This window comes from Nocardia jiangxiensis NBRC 101359, assembly GCF_000308615.1.
Classification (GTDB): domain Bacteria; phylum Actinomycetota; class Actinomycetes; order Mycobacteriales; family Mycobacteriaceae; genus Nocardia; species Nocardia jiangxiensis.
The window spans coordinates 110,396-124,361 of sequence record NZ_BAGB01000171.1 but is presented as its reverse complement, the minus strand read 5'-3'; the positions used below and the strand labels follow the sequence as shown (position 1 = coordinate 124,361).

Here is a 13,966-nt window from a genome sequence, read left to right as displayed (position 1 = left end):
CCCCCGACACGAATCCGCGCCCGTTCCGGTCTGGAACGGGTGCGGATTCATGTCACATGCTTCTGGTTATTGTGCAGCCGTCAGGTCGTAGACCGTGGTGCCGTCGATGGTCTGGGCGGTGAAGTTGGCCTTCACCCAGGCGGAGATCTCCGAGGACGCCTCGCTGCCGCTGTTCGAGGAACCACCGCGCATGCCGCCCATCACCGACGCGTCGATGAAGTAGTGGATCTTGTGTTGGGCCACATAGGTTTTGAACTGCGCCAGAGTCGGCGACGGGTCGGTGCCGTTGTAGCCGCCGATGGCCATCACCGGGGCGTCCACGGCCAGCTGATACCCGGCGGCGTTGTCCGAGCCGATGGTGGCCGCCGCCCAGGTGTAGTTCCTCGCGTTGCTCTTCAGTGCCGCAACAACATTCGCACCGGGATCGACGCTGCCGAACGGTCCGCCGTGCTGACCTCCCGGATTTCCGGCTTGGGAGTTACCGGCCACAGTTCCGGTGCCGGGGGCGTTCGCACCTGGTCCGTTGGTCGTATTGAACTGTCCACCTGCGGCATTCGCACCACCGTCGGCGCTTGCGCCGCCGTTACGGTGCCCGCCGCCCGGTCCGCCGTGCCCGCCGCCCGGTCCGCCGTGGCCGCCGCCCGGGAAGCCCGCACCGTCCGGGCCCGCCGAAGGCATGGCTCCACTGTGCGTGGTCGTCACTGTCGCAACGGAGTACGCGGCGGGACCGGCCGAACCGGCGACCACGGCCAGCAGCAACGCCAGCGTCGCAACAACCTTGGGCAGCCGGTCGACCACCAGCAGCAGCACCGCCGCGAGTACCGATGCGGCGACGATGACCGGAGCCAACCAGGGCAGCCAATCCGAGGTCCGCCGCAACAGCACCCAAGCCAGCGCGGCGGTCACGAGCAACGTTCCGGCCAGCACGACGCGAGAGCGAATATCGTTGCGGCTGCGCCACATCAGCGCCGCGCCGATTCCGACAGCGCCGGCGATCGCGGGCGCGAGCGCCACGGTGTAGTACGGGTGCAGAATTCCGTTTGCGAAGCTGAACACACCACCGGTGATCACCAGCCAGCCCAGCCAGACCAGCAGTGCCGCGCGGGTGCGGTCGGTGCGCGGGGCCCGCCGGATCACCCACAGTCCGGCCACGCCCAGGATTACCGCCGCCGGGATCAACCAGGCGATCTGACCGCCCATCGAGTCGGCGAACAACCGATTCCAGCCGGCGTCGTAGTTGGTGTTGCCCAAACCACCGGTCTCATCGCCGGTCAACCGGCCGATGCCGTTGTAGCCCAGGGCCAATTCGAGCACACTGTTGTTCTGTGAGCCGCCGACGTAGGGCCGCGAACCCGCGGGCCACAGCGCCACCAGGGCCAGATACCAGCCCGCGGACACCATCAGAGCCAACGCCGCGGCACCGGCTTGCAGCAGCCGTCGAGGCCAAGACCGGTGCGAGGCAAGCAGATACACCACCAGCAGTGCGGGGAGCACCAGGAACGCCTGCAACATCTTGGCCAGGAAACCGAACCCGATGAACACGCCCGCCAAGGGCAACCACCAAGCGGCGGAATCCTTCTCGACCGCCCGCAGCGTGCAGTAGGCCGCCGCGGTCAGCATCAGGACCAGCAGTGCGTCCGGGTTGTCGTAGCGGAACATCAAGGAGGCCACCGGCGTCAGCGCCAGCACGGCTCCGGCCAGGATCCCGGGCCAGTGCCCGCCGACCCTGCGCACCGCGGCATACAGCACCGCGACCGCCGCGACGCCCTCGAGCGCCTGGGGCACGAGCAGACTCCACGCGTTGAAGCCGAACAGCCGGGCGGAGATGTCCATCACCCACAGCGCACCGGGCGTCTTGTCCACGGTGATCGAATTCGCCGCGTCACTGGATCCGAACAGCATCGCCTTCCAGCTCGACGACCCGGCCTGCACGGCCGCGGCGTAGAACTGGTTGGCCCAACCGCTCGCCCCCAGGTCCCACAGATACAACACCGCCGTCGCGACCAACAGGGCCGCCAGACTCAGGCGCCGAATCCGCTGCGGCCGCCGGTTCGCGGCGGGCAGCGGCTCCGGCGGGGCGGCTACAGGTTCCAGCAATGTCGAGGTCACGCTGTAATTCTGCGAACTATTCGTGATTCCACACTAGGTCGCCGCTGTGCACTTGCTGTGAGCGTGAACGAGCGGGCGTATTGCCCATCACTATCGGTGATGGCGGGGAGATCCGACATGCCGAAGACCTCCGATCGGTCAGCGGCCAGCCGCCGCCCACCAATCGGAGGTCTTCGTGTCACACCGGTATCCCGTGCTCATCGTCAGCTCGAGTCATGCCCTGGGGCCCGAGTCACGCTCCAGCCCGAGTGGTCAGCCGCGCCGACCGTGATCAGCGGCAGCCGGACGGTGAATTCGGTGCGGCCGGGCAGGCTGTGCACGGTGATCTCACCACCGTGCGCCTTGACCACGGCGGCCACGATCGCCAGGCCCAGCCCGGTACTGCCCGCATGCCGCGACCGCGAGGAGTCGCCGCGGGCGAACCGCTGGAACACCTCCGGTTGCAACGCGGCCGGGATGCCGGGCCCGTCGTCCCGCACGGTCCACACCGCAGAACCGTCGGCATCGATATCGAGCGCGGCGACCACGGTGGTGCCCGGCGGGGTGTGCACGCGGGCATTGGTGAGCAGATTGGCCAGGACCTGATGGAGCCGGGCGACGTCGCCGAGCACCATCACCGGACGATCCGGCAACGACAGATCCCAGCGGTGATCCGGGCCCGCGACATGGGCATCACTGACCGCGTCGACGGTCAGCGGGGTCAGATCGACGGGCTGCCGTTCGAGCGGTCGACCCGAATCCAGCCGCGCGAGCAGCAGCAGATCCTCCACGAGTCCGGACATCCGGTGCGCGGCGGAATCCACCCGGCCCATGGCATCCGCGACGATCGGCGGAACCTCGTCCCGATTCCGTTGCGCCAGTTCGGTATAGCCGCGAATCGCGGCCAGCGGCGTACGCAACTCGTGGCTGGCGTCGGCGACGAACTGCCGCACCCGGATCTCGCTGTCGTGCCGAGCCGAGAGCGCTCCGGCGATATGGTCCAGCATCCGGTTCACGGCCGCGCCGAGCTTGCCGACCTCGGTGCCCGGATCGGAGTCCGACTCCGGAACACGAACGGGCAGTTCGACTTCCCCGCGATCCAGCGGCAACCGCGCCACCCGGGCGGCGGTCGAGGCGACCCGATCCAGCGGCGCGAGGGCGCGTCGGATCACCCAGACGCCGACCGTGATCGCGACGGCCAGTGCGACGACCGTGACGATCACCGAAACGGCCAGTCCCCGTATGAGTGTCGCGTTCACCGACGCCATCGGCAGGCCGCTGACGACGGTGGTGTGCTTGAAAGTCTGGCTCGCCACGACCCGATAGCTGCCGACCCCGTCCAGATCTATCGTGACCGGCTTGTTGTCGGTCGCGAGGTTCGCCAGCTGACTCTTCGCGGTGTCACTCAGCGATACCTGACTGCCGTCGGAGCCGATTTTGCCTGCGGCCGTGACCTTTCCGTCGGCGACCACAGCACCGATGGAATCGGGCTGGATGCCGCCGCGGTTCAGGAAGGTCGGACCCGGCCCGGACGTCTTGGACTCCGGCGGATGCGGCGGCGGATGCGCGGCGATATCGTCGGGAAGGTGACCGACGCTGGGGCCACCGCCGGAATCGAACAGCGCGTGGGTCTCGGTATCCATCAGCTGCGAATCCAGCTGGTGAACCAGGAACTGTTGCAGCGCAAGCTCTGTCGCGGCTCCGATGCCGACGACCACGAGCACCAGCAGCAGCACCTGACCGACCAGCAGCCGCAGTCGCAGCGACCAGCGTCGCGGAGACCAGCGGCCGGAGCGGGGGTAGGGGTCCTCCCGGACAGATTCACGAGAGTCGAGCCTGGTGCCGGAGAGCCGGCGCGATCGCCGACCCAACGGCACCGCCGCCGCGCCGGAAGCGGGTGGCTCAGGTAGCAGGTTTGAGGACATAACCCGCACCCCGGAGCGTGTGAATCATCGGCTCGCGCCCGTTGTCGATCTTCTTGCGCAGGTAGGAGACGTACAGTTCGACGATGTTGGAGGTGCCGCCGAAGTCGTAGTTCCAGACCCGGTCCAGGATCTGCGCCTTGCTCAGCACGCGTTTGGGATTGCGCATGAAGAAGCGCAGCAGTTCGAATTCGGTGGAGGTCAACGTGATCGGGTCGCCGCCGCGGGTCACCTCGTGGCTGTCCTCGTCCAGGACGAGATCGCCGACGACGATCTGAGCGCCGCTGTCGTGCAACGTGATTCCGGTGCGACGCAGCAGGGCGCGCAGCCGCAGCACGACTTCCTCGATGCTGAACGGCTTGGTGACGTAGTCGTCGCCGCCCGCGGTGAGCCCGGCGATGCGGTCCTCGACCGAATCCTTGGCGGTCAGCAGCAGAACCGGCAGGTGGGCGATCTCCGCGCGCATCTTGCCCAGGACCTCGAGTCCGGTCATATCGGGCAGCATGACGTCCAGGACGACCACGTCGGGGCGCGTCTCGCGGGCTCGGGCGATGGCGGTGCGGCCGTCGCCGGCGCTGTGCACCTCCCAGCCTTCGAACCGCAGCGCCATCGACAACATCTCGGCCAGCATCGGCTCGTCGTCGACGACCAGCACGGTCACGGGACTGCCGTCGGCGCGGCGCATCACGGGGCGTTCGGTCGGGGTATTGGCACTGGTCATAGCGGTCACCTCATCATGGTCACGCCCGCTGCTCGGAGCGGGCTTTGTCCCGGCTGTGCGCTACCTGTGAAACGTACACCGCCCCGGAAAACCCTCCTGACCAGGGCACACATATCCAACACTGACTCCGCGCACAGCCCGCACCCAGCTTCGCCGCACACGGTGGAGCGAACACCGACGACCCTGTCGGGCCCTCGTACCCAAGGAGTACTTCCATCATGACCGCTCCCGAGCAGCCCCCGCGCCCCGAGCAGCCCGAACACGCCGAGCCGGCCCCCACCGAGCCGACCTGGGGCGCCCCGCAGACCACCCCCTCGACCTGGAACACCCGCAAGACCGTCGCCACCGTCGGCATCGCCGCGGCGATCGCCGCCGTGGGTGGCGGAGTGATCTATGCCGCCTCGGGCAATTCGTCCGAGCACGGCGGATTCGGCGGGCCGGGCGGTGGCCCCGGCTGGAGTATGAACGGCCCCGGCGGCCAGGGCGGAGCGAATTCCTCCGGTCCGGGCGGAGCGAACGCCGCTGCGGGCGGCGCGATCGGCGCACCGACCCTGCACGGACAGTTCGTGATCTCCGACGGCAACGGCGGATACACCACCGAACTCACTCAAACCGGAACTGTCACAGCGATTTCCGCCGATTCGATCACGGCGAAGAGTACCGACCAGTACACCCACACCTACACCATCAACACCTCGACGCAGTCCGAGTCCGGTCTGAAAGTCGGTGACACGGTGAGCATCCGGGCCACCGACGCCAACGGAACGTCGACGGCGACGGTCATCACCGAGCCCAGCGCCAACCCGAACGGCAGCGGTCTGAGCCGTCGCAACAGCCGCACCTCCGCACGTCCGGGCGGCGCGAACGACGGCAGCAGCAGTGATCCGAACCAGATGCCCAGCGGGCCGGGCCAATTCGGCCCCGACGGCATGGGTGGCATGAACGGCGGGCCCGGAACCCGGATGGACGCACAGGGTCCGACGACCAACTGATCCGGCATCAGCTGCGCCGAAGCGGGCACAGCGGATCAGGCCAGGCGCCGCGCGCGATCGACGAAGTCGCTGACCTGTGCGGTCGTGGGCGGGTCAGCTCCACGGCGGGTGCAGGTCAGGGCCGCTATCAGCGCCGCTTCGTCCAGGAGTTGGACCAGGTCGGCTTCCGCCATGGCCCGCAAGGCTTTTCGGCGATCCGCGCCGAGCAGGTCACGGCGATGCAGACCGGCGAGCAGGCCGGTGGAGAAGGCATCGCCCGCGCCGACGGTGTCGACGACGTCGATCGGCAGGCCGGGGCGGTGCACCGAAATGCGATTCTCGGTGGTGGCGGCGAGGGCGCCGTCACCACCGAGGGTGACGACGACCAACGCCGGGCCCCGGCATGCCCAGTCGGCGAGGACGTCCTGTGCCGGACGTCCGGGATAGAGCCAGGCCAGATCCTCGGAACTGACCTTGACCACATCGGCCAGCGACAACACGGTTTCGACCCTGCTGCGCGCCTGCTCGTGAATCATCAACTGCGGCCGCATATTCGGGTCGTAGGAGATGGTCGCGGCGGGCCGGGCGCGTTCGATCAGCCGCAGCAGGGCATCGGCCCCGGGCTGCTGGGTCATCGCCAGCGAGCCGGCGTGCAGGGCGACCACATCGCCGTCGAGTGCATCGGTCAGTTCGGCGTCGGTCCACTGCCAGTCCGCGGTGCCATCGATGCGGAAGTCGTACTGCGCGACGCCGTTCTCATCCAGATCGACGATGGCCAGTGAGGTCGGCTCCTGCGCCTGGATCGTGTGATCGAGGCTTATATCGTTGTGCCGCAGATGGTTCCGGACGCGGGTTCCCATCGCGCCCGCCCCGATCCGCGCGAGCAACCGCACCGGCGCACCCAGCCGGACCAGACCCACGGCGACATTCGTCGGACTACCGCCGGGCATCGCCACGAAATGTCCCGGGACGTCGGCGGGCACGAGATCGACCAACGCTTCCCCGGCCACGGCGATGATGCGCTCACCTCGCGCTGTCGCCTCCCCGGATTCCCCGTTCACCTCGCACACCTCCTTGCCGACCTCGATCGCCACCGCGAAAAAGACAACGTTGTCAGAGACAATAGACAGTGGCCTGCGACTCGTCCAGGGATTCGGAATACCGCCCTGGACAAGCGCAGATCACACTTCCTCGACATGCTAGAAATAGACGGTGTCAGCGTTGTCAGGTCCACGCGCACCGAAGTCCGGCCCCGGTGCGGCGCGACCCGCCGCCACCATGCGCGAGGTCGCGGCATTGGCTGGTGTGAGCATCAAGACCGTGTCGCGGGTGGTGCGCGGCGAGGCCGGGGTATCCCCCGAGCTGACCACACGAGTCACCGAAGCCGCCGCGATGCTCGACTACCGGCACAATCTCGCGGCCAGCACGCTGCGCGGACGCGGGCAGAAGACCGCCGCGATCGGCCTGGTGTTGCTGGACGTCGCCAATCCGTTCGCCGCGGCCGTGCATCGCGCGGTGGAGGATTTCGCCCACGGCCGTGGCACATTGGTGTTCGCGGTGTCGAGCGACGAGGATCCGGACCGTCAGCGCGAGGTGCTCGAGGCCCTGCTGTCCCGTCGCGTGGACGGCCTCGTCGTGATGCCGGTCGGCACCGATCACCGCGTCCTGCTGCACGAGCAGATGCGGGGCACCCCAGTGGTTTTCGTCGACCGCGCACCCGAGTCGGCCGAATTCGACAGCGTCACGGCCGATAACCGCGAGGGCGCACGTCGCGCCGTGGAACACCTTGCCGCACAGGGCCATCGCCGCATCGCCTACCTCGGCGACCTACGCACGATCCAGACCGCCGCACACCGCTGTGCCGGATACGTCGAGGGCCTGGCTCGAACCGGAATCCCCCTGGACCCCAGTCTGATTCACACCGACCTACACTCCCCCGAAGCCGCCGCGACCGCGGCCGAATCCCTACTCACCCGCCCCGACCGTCCCACCGCCGTCTTCAGCGCCCAGAACCTGATCACCACCGCGCTCCTGCGCACAATCGGGAAACACCACCTGAACCACGACATCGCCCTGGTGAGTTTCGACGATCTCCCCCTGGCCGACCTCATCACCCCACCCCTCACCGCGATAACCCAGGACCCCACCCGCATCGGCCACGCCGCCGCCGAACTCCTCTTCGCCCGCCTCGACGGCGACACCTCCCCACCCCAGCACCGAGTGATCCCCACCCAGCTCATCCCCCGCGGCTCCGGCGAGATCCCGGCCCGAGGGCCCGATCGTCGGTGATTCACCATGGCCGCACCCGCAGCGAGGTCCGAATCAGTTGGCTGCGTTGAGATCTCGCCCGAGACTGGCGGCGGCGTCCTTGAGCATCGGGATGACGGCGTCCACGTCCAGACCGGAGACCCGGGCCTGCGGGCCGGAGATGGACAGGGCGGCGCGGGTCGGCGCGTCGGGGATGGCCACCGCGAAACAGCGGACGCCGATCTCCTGCTCACCGTCGTCCTGGGCGTAGCCCAGCTCACGGATGTGGTCGATCTCCTCGCGGATCACGGCCGGATCGGTGATGGTGTGAGTTGTGCGGGGGCTCATCGTGATTCGCGACAGAATGCGATCGACCTCGGCGGGCGGCAGGGTGGCCAGCACGGCCTTGCCGACGGCGGTGCAGTGCAGGTCCACACGCTGACCGACCTCGGTGAACATCCGCATGGCATGCGGCGAGGGCACCTGCGCGACGTAGACGACCTGATCTCCGTCCAGCACGGCCATATTGGAGGTTTCCCCGGTCAGGTCCCGCAGCCGTGTCAGATGCGGGCGAGCCGAGGCGCCCAGCACCCGGCTGGCCGTCTCGCCGAGCCGAATCAGCCTGGGCCCCAACGAGTATCGCCGTGATGGCTGCTGCCGGATGTATCCGCCGGAGATGAGCGTGCGCAACAGCCGATGAATGGTCGGCTGCGGCAGCCCGGACACCTCCGCGAGCTGGGACAGCGTCGCCTCCCCACCGGCGTCGGCCACCAGCTCCAGCAGTTCGAAAGCCCGATCGACGGACTGGACACCGCCACTGGTCCGCATCTGCGTCTCGGTCACGGCGTCGCTCCTCCTCGATAGGTATTTCCACCATCTTGGCAGCGAATTCCGCCATTCGGAAGCTGGGGTCGGTCTCGAGGGCCCTGCGAACCACCGCTCAGCAGAAACCGGGGATGCCGTGCCAGGCCCGGCCGGGGTCCGGTGCGTCATCGCGCTCGACAGTGGCCTCGATCAATCCGTACGGCCGGTCCGCGGCGATGAACACCTCACCCGGATTGTCCACGCCGAAACGCTCCAGGTCGTATTGGAAGTGGTGCTTGTTCGGGGCCGAGAAGCGGATCTCGGCGACGTCCGGATGCTGTTCGAGTACCGCGCGCCCCATGCTGTAGAGGGTCTGTTGCAGGGCGTAGGAGTGCACAACCGCGAACTCCCGCAACAGGATCGAGCGAATCGAGTCGAAACTCCCGTCCCAGTCGATCACACCGGTGGGGTTGTATCGCCAGCGTGCGACCAGGGAGGTCGCCATGATCCGGTCGGTGGTGGGTTCCAGGGTGGTGTATTCGTCCTGGAAGAACCCGTGGAATTCCGAACCGGTCGACTTCAGCACCACCAGATCCTTGATCCCGGACACCACGTGCGCCCGCCGATCCGGCCCGACGCCGTCGATGTTGACCACCGTCGTGCGCACCCCGCCGCCGGTCCGCACGAAGGAGTGATCGTGCGGCACGCCGTCGACCGGGATGCGATCCCAGGCGTACTCGTCGATCTCCACACGTGCGCCGTCCGCGCCCGGACAGGCGGCGATGAAGTGGTCACCGAGGGTGAGCGCGAAATCCTCGATCGCGGCCACGCCCTTCTGCTTGGCGAAGGCGAACACCGTGTTCTTCTGGGTATCGGTGGGCAGGACGTCGCGCTGATCACCGGTGATGTGCGCGTCCTCGAACCGGCCGCGCAGCGCGGTGGAGACGTTGAGGTCGCGGATCCGATGCCGATCGGTGTCCCGGAAGACCCGCACGAGACGGTTCTCGGCCTTGCCGTACTGATTGGGCCCGAGCTGGATGGCCATGGGTCAGCTCCCTCGATAGGTGGAAATGGCGAACGGGGACAACAGCAGCGGAACATGGTGGTGCTGTTGCGGATCGGTGATGGTGAAGGTCACCGTCACCTCGGGGAAGAAGTGGTCACGGTCGCCGTAGTAGGCGGCCGTGTCGAAGGTGAGCCGATGATCTGCGGCCTCGACCCGCTCGGGACCGAGGGTGGTGCAGCGGCCGTCCTCGTCGGTGCGACCGGAACCCAGTTCCCGCCAGCCCTGCGGCGTGCGCACCTCGAGCCGGACGGGCACGTCGCGTGCGGGACGACCGCCCGCCGTGTCGAGCACGTGGGTGGTGATGGCGCTACGGGTCATGGAATTACCATCCGTTCCAGTCGCTTTCGTGCGATCGCGGCGAGTTCTCGTCTCGTGACCAGGATTTCGGCGTCCCGTTCGTTGTCCAGGCGTGCAGTGAGATCGGCGAGCATCTCCGGCCCGGTGCGACCGGCGGCGCACACCAGATAGATGAGTCCGAATCTGGCTTCGTAGGCGCGATTTCCCGCCCGCAGCCGTTCGAGCAGGGCGGCATCGGCGGAGTCGACGCCGGACTGCTCCCCTGCGGCCGGTGAGCCGGGGGCGGTGGCCGCGCCGATCCGGGGGTGATCGGCCAGCGCGGCGCGCACCTGTTCGGGGCGCAGTGCGAGTACCTCCCGTTCGGCCAGGGACAGCAGGGCCGCGCGGTCGGCGTAGGGCCGCGCGGCGGCGACCGTGTCGATCCACTCCGTCAGGCCGACCACCTCGCCGAGCGTGGCCCGCCAATCGTCCTCGGGCAGCTGGTTCAGCTGCGTCATCGTCAGTGGTCGTCGCATTCGCCACACCTCCGAGTCCCATTGTTCCGGCGGGATCACGACCGGAAACCGAACGACCAAATCACGCCAAAACTTCTACATTGTGGAATCTAAGTTCCACTATAGAGAATCTAGAGCCGATCGCAGCACCCTGTCAACGGTTCGCCCGGATCCACGAAAAGTGTTGACCACCATGCCCGACAGGCGTTACCGTCGTATTACGGAAGTGAAATTCCACATTACGAAACTCATTCGAGACGGTCCGATGAGATCGACGGCAGCGGATTCGACCGCACGGACACACGCCCCGAGACGGAGAAGACACGGCATGACACGACACCCCCTGCCCTACGCGGTGAACCTGTCCATCCTGTTCACCGAGCTGCCGCTGCTCGAACGCCCCGCCGCAGCCGCGGCCGCCGGATTCGGCGCGGTGGAGTTCTGGTGGCCGTTCCCCACCGCGACCCCGGCCGACGCCGAGGTCGACGCCTTCGTCGCCGCGATCGAACGAGCCGGGGTCCAGCTGATCGGGCTGAACCTGTTCGCCGGGGACATGCCCGCCGGCGACCGCGGCCTGGTCTCCTGGCCCGGCCGGGAGCAGGAGTTCGCCGACGGCGTCGCCGCTGCCGCACGGATCGGCGGACGGCTCGGCTGCCCGGCCTTCAACGCCCTCTACGGCAATCGAATCGAGGGCGGGAACGCGGGCGCGCAGGACGAGGTGGCCATCCGCAATCTGGGTGTGGCCGCCCGCGTACTCGGCGAGATCGGCGGCACCGTCCTGATCGAGCCGGTCAGCGGAATTCCCGCCTACCCGCTGCGGACCGCACAGGACGCGGTCGAGGTCATCGACCGGGTGCGCGAGGCGCAAGGTGCGACGAATCTGGGCCTGCTCGCGGACCTGTACCACCTGAGCGTCAACGGCGACGACCTGGACAAGGTCATCGACGGCTACGGGGATCGGATCGCACACGTCCAGATCGCCGATGCACCCGGACGTCACGAACCCGGCACCGGTGACCTGGACATCTTCCGGTATCTGGACAGGATCGCCGACACCGGTTATCGCGGCCACGTCGCCGCGGAGTACATCCCCAGCGGAGCCAGCGCCGACAGCTTCGGCTGGTTGCACGCACACCTCTGAACCGCAGCGCCCGCACGATCGACAGCGGAGCCGGGCGCACGATCGACGCCGATCGGTCGAATTCTCCTAGAACACAGCACTATTGGAGCAAGTATGAGCAGAATCGGATTCATCGGACTCGGGATCATGGGTTCCCCCATGGCATCTCATCTGGCCAGAGCCGGACACGAGGTGATCGGCCACACCCTCGACCCGAAAGCCTATGCGCGACTGGAGGCCGACGGCGGCAGGTCCGCGGACAGTGTCGAGGCGGCGGTGAAGGATGCGGAGATCGTCATCACCATGTTGCCCAACCATCCTCAGGTCGAGCAGGTGGTGCTCGGACCGGACGGAGTATTCGCGCACGCCCCCAAGGGCGCGTTGCTGATCGACTTCTCCACGATCCGGCCGGAGAGTTCGATCGCCCTGGCCGAGGCGGGTGCGGCCGCAGGATACCGAGTGCTCGACGCACCTGTCTCGGGCGGCCAAGGCGGTGCGGAGGAGGGCGTACTGTCCATCATGGTCGGCGGCACCGAGGCCGACTTCGAGACGGCCACAACGATTTTCGAGGTGGTCGGCAAGACCTACATCCACGTCGGCCCGCACGGCGCGGGACAGGTCGTGAAGGCCGCCAATCAGCTCGTCGTCAGCGGCACCTACGCACTCGTCGCGGAGGCGATCGTGCTGATGGAGGCACTGGGCGTGGACGCGGGCAAGGGTTTGGACGTCCTGGCCGGAGGGTTGGCGGGCAGCACCATCCTCGAGCGCAAACGCAAGTCGATGGTGGCGCGCGAATTCACACCCGGATTCCGAATCGACCTGCACCACAAGGATATGGGCATCATCACCGACGCCGCCCGTCAGGCCGATCTCTCGCTGCCGACCGCCGCGCTCACCACATCACTCATCGCCGCGGGCCGCGCCCAAGGTCTCGGGTCACTCGATCATTCGGCGCTGCTGAAGGTGATCGAGAAGCTCAACGGACTCGACGAGAAATAGTCATGACTCGGCGAGGGAGCGCACCGGGCGGGTCGCCACGAATCATCCTGGCACCGGACAAGTTCAAGGGATCACTGACCGCCCGGCAGGTCGCCGACGCGCTGGCCGAAGGAATCCGGCGGGTTCGCCCCGACGCCGAAATCGCCTGGGTCCCCGTGGCCGACGGCGGGGAGGGGACGGTGGACGCGGCGATCGCCGCCGGATTCTCCCCGCGCACGGTCCGGGTCACCGGGCCGACCGGAGAACCGATCCGAACCTCTCTCGCGCACAACCGATCCGTCGCAGTGGTCGAGGCGGCCGCGGCGTGCGGGCTGTACCAGCTGCCGCGCGGTGTCCTCGCACCGCTGACCGCGACCAGTCGCGGCGTCGGCGAGCTGATCCGGGCTGCACTCGATACCGGTTGCCGCACAGTGATTCTCGGTGTCGGCGGTAGCGCATGCACCGATGGCGGGGCCGGATTGCTGGCCGCGCTGGGCGCCTCGCTGCTCGACGCCGACGGCAACCCCGCGGATCCCGGTGGTGGCGGTTTGACCGATATCGCCTACCTGGACCTGCATCGGCTCGATCCGCGTATCCGCGAGGTAGATCTGGTGCTGGCCAGCGATGTGGACAATCCTCTACTCGGGATCCATGGTGCTGCTGCGGTTTTCGGCCCGCAGAAGGGTGCGAGCGCTGGTGAAGTGGCCACGCTCCAAGCGGGCCTGACGCATTGGGCACACCTGGTGGCCCAGCGCACCGGCTTCGATGCCGCCGCGCGTCCGGGGGCGGGCGCGGCCGGAGGCATCGGATTCGCCGCGCTGGCGGTGCTCGGGGCACGCCGGTCCGGTGGGATCGAGGTGCTGCTCGACCTGGTCGGATTCGACCGGACAGTCCAGGGGGCCGATCTCGTGATCACCGGAGAGGGCTCGCTCGACGCGCAGACCCTGCACGGCAAGGCGCCTGCGGGCGTCGCCTCCCGCGCGGGGCGTGCGGGAGTGCGCACCATCGCCGTGGCCGGTCGGCAGCTGCTGGATGAGGGGCAGTTGCGGGCCGCGGGATTCGCGGCGGCGTATCCGCTCACCGATCTGGAGCCGGATCTGCGGCGCTGCCAGGACGGAGCCGCCGCACTGCTGCGACGGCAGGGTGAGCGGATCGCCCGCGAACAACTCGCCGGGACGACTCCGGACCACCACGAAGCACCTGGAACACCGTGGTCGACACCCTCGTCGCGGTGACCATGGCCGCGCCCGCCGACCGG

Annotated in this window: 13 protein-coding genes; 5 read left to right on the top strand and 8 right to left on the bottom strand. The window is 68.1% G+C overall.

The window, feature by feature from the left end; genetic code table 11:
* Nucleotides 1–66: 66 nt before the first annotated feature.
* The 3 genes from ON40_RS44225 to ON40_RS44215 form a co-directional block, all read right to left on the bottom strand.
* Nucleotides 67–2,109, bottom strand: a complete 2,043-nt coding sequence (locus tag ON40_RS44225; protein ID WP_083896404.1) for a glycosyltransferase family 39 protein — start codon at nucleotides 2,107–2,109, stop codon at nucleotides 67–69.
* Between the two features lie 203 nt (nucleotides 2,110–2,312).
* On the bottom strand, nucleotides 2,313–4,013 hold the full coding sequence (locus ON40_RS44220) for a sensor histidine kinase (protein WP_083896403.1): 1,701 nt from the start codon (nucleotides 4,011–4,013) through the stop codon (nucleotides 2,313–2,315).
* Nucleotides 3,991–4,695 (bottom strand): response regulator transcription factor, encoded by a 705-nt coding sequence (locus ON40_RS44215; protein ID WP_051194541.1) that lies wholly within the window; start codon nucleotides 4,693–4,695, stop codon nucleotides 3,991–3,993. Before ON40_RS44215 ends, ON40_RS44220 begins: the two co-directional genes overlap by 23 nt.
* Nucleotides 4,696–4,949: 254 nt before the next feature.
* Between ON40_RS44215 and ON40_RS44210 the strand changes: the two genes are divergently transcribed.
* A complete protein-coding gene (locus ON40_RS44210; protein ID WP_051194531.1) occupies nucleotides 4,950–5,723 on the top strand; it encodes a DUF5666 domain-containing protein in 774 nt (257 codons plus the stop codon).
* Nucleotides 5,724–5,758: 35 nt separating this feature from the next.
* Here ON40_RS44210 and ON40_RS44205 read toward each other — a convergent pair whose 3' ends face one another.
* Nucleotides 5,759–6,796, bottom strand: a complete 1,038-nt coding sequence (locus tag ON40_RS44205) for a carbohydrate kinase family protein (protein ID WP_218008981.1) — start codon at nucleotides 6,794–6,796, stop codon at nucleotides 5,759–5,761.
* A gap of 118 nt (nucleotides 6,797–6,914) precedes the next feature.
* On the opposite strand from ON40_RS44205, the gene ON40_RS44200 reads away from it, so the two are divergent.
* Complete coding sequence (locus ON40_RS44200) at nucleotides 6,915–7,991, top strand: LacI family DNA-binding transcriptional regulator (RefSeq protein ID WP_040831768.1); 1,077 nt, start codon at nucleotides 6,915–6,917, stop codon at nucleotides 7,989–7,991.
* Between the two features lie 33 nt (nucleotides 7,992–8,024).
* On the opposite strand, the gene ON40_RS44195 is transcribed toward ON40_RS44200, so the two are convergent.
* The 4 genes from ON40_RS44195 to uraD all read right to left on the bottom strand — a co-directional run bounded on the left by ON40_RS44195 (nucleotide 8,025) and on the right by uraD (nucleotide 10,631).
* Nucleotides 8,025–8,777 (bottom strand): IclR family transcriptional regulator, encoded by a 753-nt coding sequence (locus tag ON40_RS44195; protein WP_051194540.1) that lies wholly within the window; start codon nucleotides 8,775–8,777, stop codon nucleotides 8,025–8,027.
* 112 nt (nucleotides 8,778–8,889) lie between these two features.
* Nucleotides 8,890–9,798, bottom strand: a complete 909-nt coding sequence (gene pucL / locus ON40_RS44190) for a factor-independent urate hydroxylase (protein WP_040831766.1) — start codon at nucleotides 9,796–9,798, stop codon at nucleotides 8,890–8,892.
* 3 nt (nucleotides 9,799–9,801) lie between these two features.
* Nucleotides 9,802–10,137 (bottom strand): hydroxyisourate hydrolase, encoded by a 336-nt coding sequence (gene uraH / locus ON40_RS44185; RefSeq protein ID WP_040831765.1) that lies wholly within the window; start codon nucleotides 10,135–10,137, stop codon nucleotides 9,802–9,804.
* Nucleotides 10,134–10,631, bottom strand: a complete 498-nt coding sequence (uraD, locus tag ON40_RS44180; RefSeq protein ID WP_051194539.1) for a 2-oxo-4-hydroxy-4-carboxy-5-ureidoimidazoline decarboxylase — start codon at nucleotides 10,629–10,631, stop codon at nucleotides 10,134–10,136. The genes uraH and uraD overlap by 4 nt, the downstream gene beginning before the upstream one ends.
* 307 nt (nucleotides 10,632–10,938) lie before the next feature.
* Here uraD and ON40_RS44175 point away from each other — a divergent pair, with 307 nt between their 5' ends.
* The 3 genes from ON40_RS44175 to ON40_RS44165 all read left to right on the top strand — a co-directional run bounded on the left by ON40_RS44175 (nucleotide 10,939) and on the right by ON40_RS44165 (nucleotide 13,943).
* Nucleotides 10,939–11,751 (top strand): hydroxypyruvate isomerase family protein, encoded by an 813-nt coding sequence (locus ON40_RS44175; protein ID WP_040831764.1) that lies wholly within the window; start codon nucleotides 10,939–10,941, stop codon nucleotides 11,749–11,751.
* Between the two features lie 93 nt (nucleotides 11,752–11,844).
* Nucleotides 11,845–12,729 carry a 2-hydroxy-3-oxopropionate reductase gene (locus ON40_RS44170; protein ID WP_040831762.1) on the top strand — a complete coding sequence of 295 codons (885 nt, stop codon included), beginning with the start codon at nucleotides 11,845–11,847 and terminating at the stop codon, nucleotides 12,727–12,729.
* A 2-nt stretch (nucleotides 12,730–12,731) separates the two neighbouring features.
* On the top strand, nucleotides 12,732–13,943 hold the full coding sequence (locus ON40_RS44165) for a glycerate kinase (RefSeq protein WP_063713225.1): 1,212 nt from the start codon (nucleotides 12,732–12,734) through the stop codon (nucleotides 13,941–13,943).
* Nucleotides 13,944–13,966: the final 23 nt, after the last annotated feature.

Coding starts and splice junctions, on each gene's coding strand:
- ON40_RS44220 (WP_083896403.1), bottom strand. CDS start 4,013: ATGTCCTCAAACCTGCTACCTGAGCCACCCGCTTCCGGCGCGGCGGCG.
- ON40_RS44215 (WP_051194541.1), bottom strand. CDS start 4,695: ATGCGCCGCGCCGACGGCAGTCCCGTGACCGTGCTGGTCGTCGACGAC.
- ON40_RS44210 (WP_051194531.1), top strand. CDS start 4,950: ATGACCGCTCCCGAGCAGCCCCCGCGCCCCGAGCAGCCCGAACACGCC.
- ON40_RS44195 (WP_051194540.1), bottom strand. CDS start 8,777: ATGCGGACCAGTGGCGGTGTCCAGTCCGTCGATCGGGCTTTCGAACTG.
- pucL (WP_040831766.1), bottom strand. CDS start 9,798: ATGGCCATCCAGCTCGGGCCCAATCAGTACGGCAAGGCCGAGAACCGT.
- uraH (WP_040831765.1), bottom strand. CDS start 10,137: ATGACCCGTAGCGCCATCACCACCCACGTGCTCGACACGGCGGGCGGT.
- uraD (WP_051194539.1), bottom strand. CDS start 10,631: ATGCGACGACCACTGACGATGACGCAGCTGAACCAGCTGCCCGAGGAC.
- ON40_RS44175 (WP_040831764.1), top strand. CDS start 10,939: ATGACACGACACCCCCTGCCCTACGCGGTGAACCTGTCCATCCTGTTC.
- ON40_RS44170 (WP_040831762.1), top strand. CDS start 11,845: ATGAGCAGAATCGGATTCATCGGACTCGGGATCATGGGTTCCCCCATG.
- ON40_RS44165 (WP_063713225.1), top strand. CDS start 12,732: ATGACTCGGCGAGGGAGCGCACCGGGCGGGTCGCCACGAATCATCCTG.